The 14,033-nt window shown below is 55.5% G+C and carries 10 protein-coding genes; all 10 read left to right on the top strand.

All coding sequences use genetic code 11. The features are described 5' to 3' along the window. Nucleotides 1-79: 79 nt before the first annotated feature. The 10 genes from BLT02_RS12645 (at nt 80) to rsgA (ending at nt 13,799) form a co-directional block, all read left to right on the top strand. Nucleotides 80-1,627: a UDP-N-acetylmuramoyl-L-alanyl-D-glutamate--2,6-diaminopimelate ligase gene (locus BLT02_RS12645; RefSeq protein ID WP_347474978.1), complete on the top strand. Its 1,548-nt coding sequence runs from the start codon at nt 80-82 to the stop codon at nt 1,625-1,627. Nucleotides 1,628-1,754: 127 nt separating this feature from the next. Beyond that, on the top strand, nt 1,755-4,136 hold the full coding sequence (gene priA, locus BLT02_RS12640) for a replication restart helicase PriA (RefSeq protein ID WP_092996107.1): 2,382 nt from the start codon (nt 1,755-1,757) through the stop codon (nt 4,134-4,136). Nucleotides 4,137-4,386: 250 nt separating this feature from the next. Next, complete coding sequence (def, locus tag BLT02_RS12635; protein ID WP_092996104.1) at nt 4,387-4,917, top strand: peptide deformylase; 531 nt, start codon at nt 4,387-4,389, stop codon at nt 4,915-4,917. 43 nt (nt 4,918-4,960) lie between these two features. Then, nucleotides 4,961-5,920, top strand: a complete 960-nt coding sequence (gene fmt / locus BLT02_RS12630; protein ID WP_347474977.1) for a methionyl-tRNA formyltransferase — start codon at nt 4,961-4,963, stop codon at nt 5,918-5,920. Between the two features lie 410 nt (nt 5,921-6,330). After that, a complete protein-coding gene (locus BLT02_RS12625; RefSeq protein ID WP_092996098.1) occupies nt 6,331-7,032 on the top strand; it encodes a zinc metallopeptidase in 702 nt (233 codons plus the stop codon). Further along, nucleotides 7,029-8,459, top strand: a complete 1,431-nt coding sequence (rsmB, locus tag BLT02_RS12620) for a 16S rRNA (cytosine(967)-C(5))-methyltransferase RsmB (protein WP_092996096.1) — start codon at nt 7,029-7,031, stop codon at nt 8,457-8,459. Before BLT02_RS12625 ends, rsmB begins: the two co-directional genes overlap by 4 nt. Nucleotides 8,460-8,527: 68 nt before the next feature. After that, the gene (rlmN, locus tag BLT02_RS12615; RefSeq protein WP_092996093.1) at nt 8,528-9,652 is read left to right on the top strand and encodes a dual-specificity RNA methyltransferase RlmN; all 1,125 of its coding nucleotides are present in this window, start codon (nt 8,528-8,530) and stop codon (nt 9,650-9,652) included. Nucleotides 9,653-9,706: 54 nt separating this feature from the next. Further along, the gene (locus tag BLT02_RS12610) at nt 9,707-10,459 is read left to right on the top strand and encodes a Stp1/IreP family PP2C-type Ser/Thr phosphatase (protein WP_092996090.1); all 753 of its coding nucleotides are present in this window, start codon (nt 9,707-9,709) and stop codon (nt 10,457-10,459) included. A gap of 132 nt (nt 10,460-10,591) precedes the next feature. Next, nucleotides 10,592-12,901 carry a Stk1 family PASTA domain-containing Ser/Thr kinase gene (pknB, locus tag BLT02_RS12605; RefSeq protein ID WP_139187607.1) on the top strand — a complete coding sequence of 770 codons (2,310 nt, stop codon included), beginning with the start codon at nt 10,592-10,594 and terminating at the stop codon, nt 12,899-12,901. Then, nucleotides 12,894-13,799, top strand: coding sequence for a ribosome small subunit-dependent GTPase A (rsgA, locus tag BLT02_RS12600; protein ID WP_242869806.1), 906 nt, complete (start codon nt 12,894-12,896; stop codon nt 13,797-13,799). The genes pknB and rsgA overlap by 8 nt, the downstream gene beginning before the upstream one ends. Nucleotides 13,800-14,033: the final 234 nt, after the last annotated feature.

Here is a 14,033-nt window from a genome sequence, read left to right as displayed (position 1 = left end):
TCCGATCTGTTGAACGGATTTTCCGGACAGACAGTTCCTTACTTTCAGGATTATCAGGTGATCGGAATCAGGAGGAGAGATGGCTATGAAACTGGAATCTCTTGTAAAAAATATTGCTTACCACTTTATCGGGCAGGATGGAAAACAGATCCTGGAGGAAGCCCGCGTGCGGGAGCTTCTGGATACTGAAATCACCGGGATCACCAATGATTCCAGGGAGGTCCGTCCGGGATCACTGTTTTTCTGTATAGAAGGAGCTGTCAGTGACGGGCATGACTATGCAGGAGGGGCAATTGAAAAAGGAGCAGCCGCTCTGGTCGTCCAGAAGATGCCTGATCTTTCGGCGGAAGCATCGGAGATCGGCGGAAGGAGGTTTCCTGCCATCATCCGGGTAGAGGACTCCAGGAAAGCGATGGCTGTGATGAGCGCTGCCTTTTACGGTGATCCGGCGAAAGAGATGAAGATCATCGGCGTCACGGGAACTAAGGGCAAGACCACCACGACCTATATGGTGCGCTCGATCCTGGAGGCGGCCGGAATCCGGACAGGCCTTGTGGGGACCATCGAGACCCTGTATCCGACGCCTGAGGGAGAGGTCCGTATCCCTGCTGAGAATACGACTCCCGAGTCCATTGTCCTTCAGAAAACCTTCCGGGATATGGCGGACTGCGGTGTGCAGGCAGTTGTCATGGAGGTCTCTTCCCAGGCTCTCATGCTCCACAGGACGGGCGGCTTTGTCTTTGATCTGGGGATCTTTACCAATCTTTCCCCTGACCATATCGGACCCAATGAGCACAAGGATTTTGAGGACTATCTCCACTGCAAGAGCCTTCTGTTCAGACAGTGCAGGACCGGGATCCTGAACGGGGACGACCCCTATTTTGAAAAGATTCTGGAGGGCCGCACCTGTGCGGTGGAGACCTTCGGCCTGGGGGAAAACTGTGACCTGCGGGCGAAAAACATCGGTCTGATCCACACCCCCGGCGAGCTGGGCATCACATTTGATACAGAGGGGCTTCTCTCCCTCCATGCCCATGTGCCGGCTCCCGGAAAATTCAGTGTCTATAATGCCCTGTGCGCCATAGCGGTCTGCAGGCATTTCAACGTGCCTGAGGATGCGGTCTGCAGCGCTCTCAGACAGATCCATGTCCGGGGCAGGATCGAGATGGTCAAAGTGAGCGATGACTTCACCCTGATGATCGATTATGCCCACAACGCTATGGCTCTGGAGAGCCTGCTCAGGACGCTGCGGGAATATGAGGCGGGACGTCTGGTCTGTGTATTCGGCTGCGGAGGAAACCGCGCCCGGTCACGCCGCTTCGAGATGGGAGAGGTCAGCGGGAGACTGGCGGATCTCACTGTCATCACTTCGGATAATCCGCGTTTCGAGGAGCCGATGGATATAATAAAAGATATCGTCACCGGGATCACACCCACCGGCGGTGCCTATGTGGAGATCCCGGACCGGAAAGAAGCGATCCGTTACGTGATCGAGAACGGCCGGCCGGGAGATATCATTGTCCTCGCGGGAAAGGGACACGAGGATTATCAGGAGATCAAAGGAAAGAAATACCCCATGGATGAGCGTGATCTGATCCGGGAGGTATTGGAAGAAAGGCAAGAATAAGCGGCTGCGGCGTACAGGTTCGAACCGATCTGACCAAAAGCCGGATATTTCGTTTGCCTTGATTTATTCATAAACCGAAGCACTACGCAGCTGAACAGGCAGGGTATGGAATCCGGAGGCAGGTCCTATGGCTGAAAACAGGGAAAAATATGCGCAGGTGATCCTGGATATCTCTGCCCGCGGCCTGGACCGGCCGTTTACCTACAGGATCCCGGATGCCCTGGCTGATACGCTCCGGGCCGGCAGCATCGTCATGGTTCCTTTCGGCGCCGGAAATGTGCTCCGAAAGGGATATGTGACCGGTTTTACCGACAGGACGGCTGTGGCACCGGAAAAGATCAAGGAGATCGACTCTGAAATAGAACCTTCCCGGGGCTATTCCATGGAGGACAACAGCGAGTTTTATCTGCGGCTTGCCGCCTGGATGAAAAACAGATACGGATCCACCATGGCGACTGCCCTCAGGACGGTCCTGGCTTCCCGCAAACCCGGGAAGATCAGGGAGCTGCGTCAGATCCGCCTCCTCTTGAACACTGAAGAGGGGATCCGGCAGCTGCACATCTATGAGCAGAAGCACCAGACTGCCAGGGCCAGGCTCCTGAAGGAACTCCTGGAGGTCCCCGCTCTCCCCTGGACGCTGGTGACGACACGCCTGCATGTCTCCGCCTCTGCTATCCAGGCCATGAAACGGGCGGGAGTGGTCAGTGTGGACACTGTTCAGGAGCTGCGCAATCCCGTCAATGTCTCACCGAGCAGCCGGACCGGGATGGAGCTGAGTCCTGCCCAGAAACAGATCGTCGACACAGTGGTCAGTGATTTTGACAGCGGGTCTCCATCCGTGAGCCTGATCCACGGGGTCACCGGAAGCGGGAAGACAGAGGTCTATATCTCCATCATTCGTCAGATCTGCGCCCGGGGGAGGCAGGCGATCATGCTGATCCCGGAGATCTCTTTATCCTTCCAGACGCTCATGCGCTTTTACAGCCATTTCGGGGACCGGGTGAGCGTGGTCAATTCTTCCCTGTCCGACGCGGAGCGGGCAGACCAGTGGGAACGCGCCCGCAGGGGAGAGATCGACGTGATCATCGGACCTCGAAGCGCTCTTTTTACACCCTTTGCTAATCCCGGAGTGATCGTGATCGACGAGGAACACGAGCACAGTTATAAAAATGAATCCATGCCCAAATATCAGACCCGCGAAGTCGCGGAGGAGATCGCAAGGATGCACGGCGCCCTGCTGGTCCTGGGATCCGCGACGCCTTCCCTGGAGTCCTACTGGAGGGCGGAACGCGGCCAGATCAGGCTGTTCCGCCTCAGAGAGCGTCTCACCGGAGGAGCCCTGCCCGCGGTCAGGACAGTGGATATGCGGGAGGAACTCAAAAGAGGAAATAAATCCATCCTCTCAGCGGCGCTCCACGAAAAGATTTCAGACCGCCTGAAAAAAGGACAGCAGAGCATGCTGTTCATCAACCGCCGCGGATATGCGGGCTTTGTCTCCTGCAGGAGCTGCGGCTATGTGGTCAAGTGCCCCCACTGTGATGTATCCCTCTCCCTGCACGGAAACGGCAGGCTGGTCTGTCATTACTGCGGCTATGAGCGCCCTTCCTTCAGGACCTGTCCGGAGTGCGGCTCCCGCTATGTCCTGGCTATGCGGGCGGGGACCGAGAAGATCGAAGAACAGCTCCGCCTCACCTTTCCCGACGCGAGGATCCTGCGCATGGACGCGGATACCACCAGGAGAAAGGGAAGCTATGAAAAGATCCTCTCCGCCTTTTCCTCAGAGGAAGCGGACATCCTGCTGGGGACCCAGATGATCGTCAAAGGACACGATTTCCCCGGCGTGACCCTGGTGGGGATCCTCATGGCGGACCTGTCCCTGTACGGAGATGATTACCGGGCCGCGGAGAGAACCTTCCAGCTGCTCACACAGGCGGCCGGCCGCGCAGGCCGGGGGACAGAGCCCGGGGATGTCGTGATCCAGACCTATCAGCCGGAACACTATGCGATCCGCCACGCGGCAAACCAGGATTACATCGGTTTTTATGAGGAGGAGATCGCTTACAGGAGGCTTCTTCGATACCCTCCGGCCGCCCATATGATGGCTGTCCAGATCCAGTCGGAGGATGAGGACGCGGCACTCAGGGCCGCGAACGAGATCCGCAGGAGCCTGACTCTGGCTCCCCTGCCGCCACAGGCGGCAGGGTTTCAGATCATAGGCCCTTCCGGCGCATCTTTGAAAAAGATCCGTGACCTCTACCGGTTTGTGTTGTATATTAAAGCGGAAAAATATGATACACTGATTCAATGCAGAGAGCAGATCGAACTGCTGACGGCTCAGGAACGGCAACCGGCGGCAGGACTAAAAGACAGCCCCGGCAGTCCCGGTGCCCTTCATCAGCCGGAAAAGATGACCAGGCAGGGAAAAGCCCGGTCCGGTCCTGCAGCAGGAGGGAATCTGTTCCGGAAAACAGAGATTCAGTTTGATTTTGACCCGATCAATCCATTTTGAAAGGAACAATTGAGAGGAATAATTGAGAAGAATGATTGAGAGGAATGCTCGATCCGCCTGATCATGTTCCGTCTGATCATGCTCCGTATGATTCTGTTCCGGCTGTATGGCATGCGGACAGACGGAAAACCGGGAGAAAAAGCGGAAACGGTCAGTCACCTGAAACATAGAAATTAATGTAAAAATACATAAAAGATAAAGACAGATAAAAGATAATAGCAGGTAAAAGAAAAATTAGGAAAGGGAGACTATGTCACTTCGAAATATCAGAGAAATGGGAGATCCTGTTCTGGAAAAGAGGGCAAAAGAGATCACTGAAGTAACCCCCCGCATCCGGGCACTGGCTGCGGATATGCTGGAGACTATGTATGATGCCGGCGGAGTCGGGCTGGCTGCCCCTCAGGTGGGCATTCTCAGACGCATTGTCGTCATCGATGTCACTGAGGAACAGGATGAACCCTACACGATGCTCAATCCAGAGATCATCGAACAGGACGGAGAACAGACAGGGTACGAAGGATGCCTGTCCGTCCCCGGTAAGCTCGGAGAGGTGACCCGCCCCAACCGTGTCGTCGTCCGCTATAATGATCTGGATATGAATGAATGGGAGATGGAGGCGGAGGAGTTCCTCGCCCGTGCGATCTGCCATGAGCTGGATCATCTGGACGGTCATCTTTATGTAGAAAAGGTCAACGGCGAACTGCACGATGCCTCTGAGTTTGAGGAAAATGCAGAGGAAGGAAATGGAGAAGAGGACAAGCCTGAGAAACGGCCTGAATGATCAGGATCAGGTAACCCGGCTTGTGTAATCAGGATAACAGGAGGTGGATTTGAAGATCATATTTATGGGAACCCCCGATTTTGCAGTTTCAGCTCTTGACGCCCTGTGCCGGGACGGTCAGCAGGTGATCCTTGCGGTCACACAGCCGGACAGGCAGAAGGGACGAGGCAGGAAAGTCATCCAGACTCCGGTGAAGATCTGCGCGGAGAAATGGAATGTCCCGGTTTTTCAGCCGTCTCGCATCCGGGATCCAGAAGCCATCGAAAAGATTCGCCAGCTTGCTCCAGACCTGATCGTCGTCGCCGCTTTTGGACAGATCCTTCCCCAGGAGCTGCTCGACATCCCGCGTCTGGGATGCGTCAATATCCATGCTTCACTCCTTCCCAGACTCCGGGGAGCTGCGCCGATCCAGTGGGCGGTCATCAACGGAGACCCTGAGAGCGGGATCACTCTGATGCAGATGGACGCAGGACTCGACACAGGCGACATCCTGTTCCAGGAAAAAGTTCCGATCGGTCCCGGAGAGACAGGGGAAAGCCTCTATGAAAAGCTCGCCGTGCTCGGCGGGGAGATGATCGTGCGGTATCTGCCCATGATCGAGGCCGGGGATATCCACCCGGTCCGGCAGAACAATGAAGAATCCACCTATGCGCCCATGCTCCGCAAGGAGATGGGAGAGATCGACTGGACCCTTCCGGCTGCGGAAATAGAAAGAAGGATGCGCGGCATGCTCCCCTGGCCGGGGGCATATACCACTCTCGACGGCCATGTCCTCAAGATCTGGAAGGCAGAGGTAGTGGAAAAAGAGGCAAATCCGGGAAAATCCGGACAGCAGTCGATGCCGGGCATGGTTTCCGCAGTCGACAAAAAAACCATCTATGTGACAGCCGGAGAAGGAACTCTCGCTCTGTTGGAGGTTCAGGCGGAAGGAAAGAAGAGAATGGGAACGGATGCGTTTCTGCGGGGAAATGCTGTCGGCGCCGGAAAGGTTCTTGGAAACTGATGGCCAAACCCATGGCTGAACGACTCACGCAAGGCATCTGGAGTGGTATATCAAGTTCTCGGGAACTGATGGCCAAACCCATGGCTGAACACCTGCACCGGTTTTACCACCGGATTTCTGAAGCTTCGCCGCACTTGAAGTTTTGTCACTGATTTTGAAAAATATAATTTTTTTATAATTTGGCAACACTTTTTCAACAAGTCAGCGTCATAATCCTGATTGGAACTGAGACAAGGCAGAAAACAGAGACAAATCAGTAAACTGAGATAAAACAGCAAGCACAGACAAAACAGTAAACTAAGATAAAACAGCAAACACAGACAAAACAATAAACAGAGATAAAACAGCAAACAGAGCTAAAACAATGATGAAACAGTGAGAATGAAAGGCATTCTGAAAGGAGGCCTCTTATGTATTATGGATATGGATTTGACACAACCTATCTGCTTGTGATCATCGGCGCGGTCCTGTGCCTTGTGGCAAGCGCCCATGTCAAATCGACTTACAGGAAATACGCGGGTATCCGCTCTGCGTCCGGTATAACCGGTGCCCAGGCAGCGGAGGCGATCCTGCGCAGGAACGGAGTAGTCGGTGTGACCGTCCAGCACGTAGCCGGCGAGCTCACGGACCACTATGACCCCTCCAGGGGAGTGGTCAATCTGTCGGACGCGACCTATAACTCCACTTCAGTAGCTGCGATCGGAGTGGCGGCCCATGAGTGCGGGCATGTCATGCAGCATGAGACCGGATATCTGCCGCTCAGGCTCAGGACAGCCCTGGTGCCGGTCGCGAATATCGGCAGTAATCTGGGCATCTGGATCGTCATGCTGGGACTGATCTTCGGACTGAACCAGTCTCTGGCCATGATCGGAGTTTATCTCTTTTCTTTCGGAGTCCTGTTCCAGCTGGTGACGCTCCCTGTTGAGTTCGATGCTTCTCACCGCGCCCTGGTCATGCTCCAGGATTATGGGATTCTTGGCGACACGGAGGTCAAGAGCAGCCGCGCCGTCCTCAATGCCGCGGCGATGACCTATGTCGCCTCTGCAGCGGCTTCCGTGCTCCAGCTCCTGCGTCTGCTCATGCTTGTCAACGGAGGACGTCGACGCAGATGAGCCCGAAGCAGATAAGCCGCAGGAAAAATAAGGGGGATACTGCCGGGAAGGCTGTCCCTGTACAGAAAACAGAAAACGGAAGGGCAGTGAAGGACGCCAGAGAGGCTGTCCTGCTTGCCCTTCTTTCGTATGAAAAGGACGGGACATTCAGCAATGTCCTGGTCAAGAGGACACTGGATGACTGCTCCCGGATGACGGCTTCGGAGCGCGCCTTCATCAAGCGTCTGCTGGAGGGAGTCATTGAGCGCAGGATGTGGCTGGACGCCAGGATCGAGCAGCTGACACACCGGTCTGTGACCCGGCTGCATCCCGTTATCCGGCAGATCCTGCGGATGGGGATCTATCAGATCTATTATATGGACGCGGTTCCGGACAGTGCGGCCTGCAATGAATCCGTCCGCCTTGTCAGGTGCCATGCCCCTTCAGGGCTGTCCGGTTTTGTGAACGGCGTTCTCCGGAACTCTGCCAGAGAAGCTGCTGCACAGAGAGAGCCGGAGGACGGAGCCCATCTCCGCCAGTCCATGCCGGAATGGCTTGTCAGGATGTGGGAAGAAGAGCTGGGGCAGGAACAGACAGAGCTGCTCCTGGCTGCCCTGATGGAGATCCGGCCTGTCACGATGCGGATATGCGGAGATCCTTCACCGGAGGAAACCCGGGACCTTCTGGACCGGCTCCGCTCGGCAGGAGTCCTGATCGAGAAGGGCAGATGGCTGCCCCGGAGCTATTTCCTGCGTAAAACGTCGGACCTGAGCAGGCTTCCCGGATTTGCCGGGGGATTGTGGACAGTCCAGGATGAGAGCTCCATGCTCGCCGTGGAAGCGGCGGGGCTGCAGGGTTCTGAGACAGTGTATGACGTCTGCGCCGCCCCGGGGGGCAAGAGTTTTCTGGCAGCGGACATACTGAGGACGCTGGGAAAAGAGAACTGCGGACATGTCTGTTCCTTTGACCTGACGCAGAAAAAAACAGACAGGATCAGAGAGGGAGCCGCCCGCCTGCATCTGCCCAATCTCACGGCAGCTGCCAGGGACGCGCGCACTGCCCCGCCGGAGGAAGAGGGAGCCGCCGATGTCCTGCTCTGCGACCTTCCCTGCTCCGGGCTCGGTGTGATCGGCAAAAAAAGGGATATCAAATACCGGGCCAGCCTGGAGGGAATCCGGGATCTTCAGGAGCTCCAGCGGCAGATCCTGTCCAGTGCTGTGAAATATCTCAAAAAGGGCGGGACCCTGATCTACAGCACCTGCACGATCAGCAGGAGGGAAAATGAGGAAAACGCCGAATGGATCGCCTCTGTACTGGGGCTTGTGCCGGAGGACCTCTCTCCTTATCTTCCTGCCGGGATCCCCGGCATCAGGGGCAATACCCTCCAGCTGCTGCCTCATGTCCACGGCACGGACGGTTTTTTTATAGCCAGGTTCCGAAAGATGTAATATTGATGTGTTTCGCGGTTCATGGTCACACCCCGGCCGGGGGCGACCGGAAACTGAGGATTACTTTTATGACCAGTTTACAGGAAGAAAAAACCGGCGCATCCGGGCAGGGAGAAGACTCCGGAAAGCGCGACCTGAAATCCATGGATCTGGAGGAACTGACCAGACTCATCAGGGAAAAAGGTCTGCCCGCCTTCCGGGCGAAGCAGATTTTCCAGTGGCTCCACGTCCGCCATGTCCGCGGGTATGAGGAGATGACCAATCTCCCGGCTGCCCTCCGCCAGAGCCTGGCCGGAGAATATCCTCTGGTGACAGCTTCTGTGGCGGACAGACAGACCTCCCGTATCGACGGGACGCAGAAATTTCTTTTCCGCCTGCCGGACGGGTGCCTGGTCGAGAGCGTTTTTATGCGCTATAAATTCGGCAACAGCGTCTGCATTTCCTCGCAGGTGGGCTGCCGGATGGGCTGCAGGTTCTGCGCCTCGACGCTTCACGGACTGGTCAGGTCCCTTTCTCCATCGGAAATGCTGGAACAGATCTACGCCATCAGGAGGGAGACAGGAGAGAATATCTCCCATGTAGTAGTCATGGGGATGGGAGAACCCCTCGACAACTATGACAATCTTATCCGTTTTCTGCGTCTTTTGACCTGTCCTGAGGGGATGAATCTGAGCCAGCGCAATGTGACGGTCTCGACCTGCGGGATCGTCCCTAACATTTACCGCCTGGCCGAGGAGGGGCTGCATATCACTCTCGCCCTGTCTCTGCATGCCTCTACGGATGAGGAGCGGCGCAGGATCATGCCTGTCGCCAACAAATATTCCATCGCGCAGCTCATGGAGGCCTGCAGCCGGTATTATCAGAAAACAGGCAGGCAGATCACCTTTGAATACAGCCTGATCAGCGGAGTAAATGACGGCCCCGCCCAGGCTCAGGGGCTGGCGGAGCTTGCGAAACCCCTGAAGGCCCATATCAATCTGATCCCGGTCAACCCGGTGCGCGAGCGGGAATTTGTCCGGCCGGACAATACAGCAGTCCAGGCTTTCAAAAAGAAACTTGAAATTAACGGCGTAAATGTTAGTATTAGAAGAGCACTTGGAAAAGATATCGAGGGCGCATGCGGACAGCTGCGCAACAGATATTCAAGCCGGGAAAATAGAAAGAACGAGACTAGTGTGCCGTCTCAATCATAAATTAGAATTATTGAGGCGTCACACCAGACGATAAAACCAGGGAGACGGAAGATCATGCCTTCATCTTTTTCTATTACGGATACTGGAAGAAAGAGAAAAAACAATCAGGATTACGTGTTTACGAGCGACATTGCCATGGGGCCTCTTCCCAATCTGTACATCGTTGCGGACGGGATGGGCGGCCATAATGCCGGAGAGTACGCATCCCGCTACACGGTTGACACAGTCGCTGCGAATATCGTACAGTCGCAGGAAACGAATGCTTCCCGGGCTCTGGACCTCGCGCTCAAAGAGGCGAACAGGGGTCTGCAGGAAGAGGGCGCGGCGAATCCCGCAATGCACGGCATGGGCACGACATTTGTGGCTGCCTCTGTCTCAGGATCAAGGCTTCTGGCCGCAAATGTGGGAGACAGCAGGCTATACGTTCTGCACGCGCCTTCCAGGATCAGGCAGGTCACCGTCGACCATTCCTATGTGGAGGAACTGATCCAGGCGGGCAAGGTCGACAGGGAGACTGCCCGCACGCTTCCCAACAGGAACATCATTACCAGGGCAGTCGGTGCCGAACAGGAGCTGGTCGTGGATTTTTACAGAGAAGACCTGCTTGACGGGGATATCCTCCTTCTGTGCTCGGATGGCCTCACCAATATGCTGACCGATGACCGGATCGCGCAGATCGTTTTTGAAAACAGGAGTCTGGAAACAGCTGCCGACAGGCTTCTCTATGAGGCAAATATGGCGGGAGGGCAGGACAATATTTCCGTCGTACTTGTAAACCCTTTTGATACAGGTCGCTGGCCTAAATAAAAGGAACCGGATACCGGGCGGGATGTGGTGTTGTGACCGTCCCCATGAACCGGTTTCCACCCGCAAACACAGATCAGCGGCACACCTCTTCCCGGTGAAGGAGGGTGCGGCGCAGACTGCATGGAGAGTGACATGATCAAAATAGGTATGTTAATAGCGGACCGCTATGAGGTGCTTGAAAAGGTCGGCACCGGAGGCATGTCCGATGTCTATAAAGCAAAAGACCACCGCCTTAACCGCATGGTCGCTGTCAAGGTGCTTAAACAGGAGTTTTCCGAAAACGCTTCATTCGTTTCCAAGTTCCGGGTAGAAGCCCAGGCCGCTGCAGGCCTGATGCATCCGAATATCGTCAATGTCTATGACGTCGGGGAGGAAAAGGGAAACCACTTCATCATCATGGAGCTGGTAAACGGGATCACCCTCAAGCGCTATATTGAAAAGAAGGAAAGGCTGACGCCGAGAGAGGCTGTCACTGTGGCCATCCAGGTCGCCATGGGACTTGCCGCGGCTCACCGGAACCATATCATCCACAGAGACATTAAACCCCAGAATATCATTATTTCCAAGGAAGGGAAGGTAAAGGTGACTGACTTCGGGATCGCGAAGGCCTCCACCAGCAATACCATCACTTCCAATGTAATGGGATCGGTCCACTACACTTCTCCCGAACAGGCGCGGGGCGGATTTAGTGATGAAAAGAGCGATGTCTACTCCCTGGGTGTGACTCTGTATGAGATGCTGACTGGGAATGTCCCTTACGAGGGGGACACCACCGTTGCTATCGCGCTCCAGCATATACAGGATCCTTTCCCCAGTCCCCGTGAAAAGGTCCCGGATCTGCCCTACAGCGTGGAGCAGATCGTGCTCAAATGCTGTGAAAAGAGCCCGGACAGGCGGTATCAGACCATGGATGAGCTGGCGTCTGACCTCAGGCGCTCCCTCAATGATCCGGATGGTGATTTTGTCAGGAGGATCGGGGAGGAGAATCTCGCCGAGACCCGTGCCATGACCAGCCGCGAGAGGGAAGAGATCCGGAAGAGATCTTCTCAGACCGCGGGGGCTGCTGCAGCAGGCACAGCCGGAGCTGCCGCAATGACAGCTGACGGGAAAACAGAGATGGAAGCCGGCCAGGGCCAGAAGCGGCCCGCGGGAGCCGGGGCAGATGTCCGTCCGGCAGACAAAGAGACAGGAGCTGTCTCCGGTCCTGAAAATACTGACAGGGAAAATGCCTCCGGCCGTCCCTCTTCCCAGGATCCTCTGTTCCATCCGAAGGACAAAAATGACGAGGATCAGGAACTGGAGATCGAGGAAAAGAGGCTCGACAGGCTTGTCCAGATCCTCTCGGTCCTTGCTGTCATAACAGTCATCGTCGTCTTTATCCTCGTGCTCCATAACAGGGCAGCTTCCTCAGCGAAGAAGGATGAAGAGGCCGCTGCGGCGCAGACACCTGTGGAGGAAAGCCAGCCGGAAGAGGCTGTACAGGAAGAGGCGCCCGAACAGCAGCAACAGCAGGTTTCCAATACCGTGGCAATGCCCCGGGTCGTCGGCCTGACAGCCAGAGAAGCACAGGAGGCGATCGAACGCGCCGGTCTCAGGTGGGAGATCATCTATGACATCTCCGACCTTTATGACGAGGGAATCGTCATGGCTGCCAATGCCGCGGAAGGCCAGATGGTCCAGCGCGGCGCGACCGTCACGATCACCGTCGTCAGAGTGGACAGGGTCATGGTGCCTGAAGTGGTGGATCATTCCAGAGAAGAAGCGGAAAACATCCTGCAGGAGCTCGGACTCTTCCCTGCTGTTCAGGAGGTATACAGCGACGAAGTCAACGCCGGATATGTCGAAGGTCAGGATCCTGAGGCGGACACTGAGGTCCCCGCTGGCTCCGAGATCACATTATATGTGAGTATCGGCCCTGATCTTTCCGGTCTGATCCAGGTCCCGAACATCCTGGGCCTTTCTGAACAGGAAGCCGCTACAGCGCTCCTGCAGGCCGGGCTCGTTCCGGGGGAGGCAGTTGTCACAGATACCAGCGGCAGATACGCGCCGGACACCGTGATCGGCCAGTCCATCCCCAGGGGAGATTATGTTGAGGAAGGGACCCAGGTCGACATGGAGATCAGCGGGACTGCAAGCTACAGTTATTCCGCGAGGATCGAGGCGCCCAGACGCAGCGAGGATCCCGACTATCAGGAGGGAACTGCGGTGACCCTTGTCATCGTGACCGATGACGGAGAGACCATCCTGAACAAGACCACAACGGAATTTCCATATCCGGTCTCCTTTACCGGGATCTCCTGTGAAAAGGGAACACTCTATATGAATTATACGAACATTGTCAGAGAGGATCCCCAGACAGGAATCTCCAGTGATGAGGATGAAGCGGCAGAGTACGGCATTCCCATGGAGATCACAAGAGAGCTGACATTTACAAATGAGTGACAGAGTGAAGGGAAAGATCATCAAGAGCATAGCCGGATTCTATGAAGTCCACACACCGGAAGCGGTCTACAGATGCCGCGCCAAGGGGATCTTCCGGGCGCTGGGAAAGAAACCGCTTGTCGGCGACGATGTGGAGATCGACATCACTGATACAGTGAGCGTACCCATGGAGGGAAATGTCCGGGCTCTTTTTCCCCGGAAAAACGAGCTCGTCCGGCCTAATGTGGCCAATGTCGATCAGGCTCTGCTGCTTTTTGCCATCACCCATCCCGCCCCGAGCTACAATATGCTGGACCGTTTCCTGATCACTATGCAGGAGAGAAAACTGGACGCGATCCTGTGTTTTAACAAAAAAGACATCGCGTCCCCTGAAGAGATCTCAGAACTTCGTCAGACCTACGAGGCCTGCGGATGTACGGTCCTTTTTATCAGCAGCTATATACCGGAGAGCCTGGAAGAGATCCGCGGGATCCTCAGAGGAAAGACCACCGTCCTGACCGGTCCCAGCGGCGCAGGAAAGTCGACTCTGATCAATGTCCTGTGCCCCGGTGCGAACATGCAGACCGGCGAGCTCAGCCGCAAGATCCGGAGGGGCAAAAATACCACCCGCCATGTGGAACTGCTGGCAGCCGGCGAAGACACTTACCTTGTTGATACACCGGGATTTACATCTTTGTGGCTCCAGGATATTGAACCCGACCGTCTGCATTGCTATTATCCCGAATTTGAACAGTGGGAGAGGGACTGCAGGTTCAGCGGATGCGTCCATATCAATGAACCGGACTGTGCTGTCAAGGATGCCCTCGCCCGGGGGCAGATCAGCAGGATCCGTTACCGGAATTATTGTGAGCTCTATGACGAGCTCCGCGGACGCCGCCCTGTATATACGAAAAAATAATGATCAGGGAGATCCGGGACAGCCCCGGAACAGTTACAAGTCTCTTACCGGCAGCTTCAGGACGCTGATTGACAGTTCGAAACTCTGACCTGCAGCTTTAAGACTGTGACCGGCTTGCTGACAACAGTACAGGGAAAACCACTATAAAACTGTAGTACATTTTTACGGACAGGATATATAAACAGATAGAATTACCTAATGAAATATGATATTATTAGCATCTGAGTATTTATT

This window comes from Sarcina sp. DSM 11001, assembly GCF_900101015.1.
GTDB lineage: Bacteria > Bacillota > Clostridia > Lachnospirales > Lachnospiraceae > CAG-791.
This window is presented reverse-complemented; position numbering and strand designations above follow the sequence as displayed.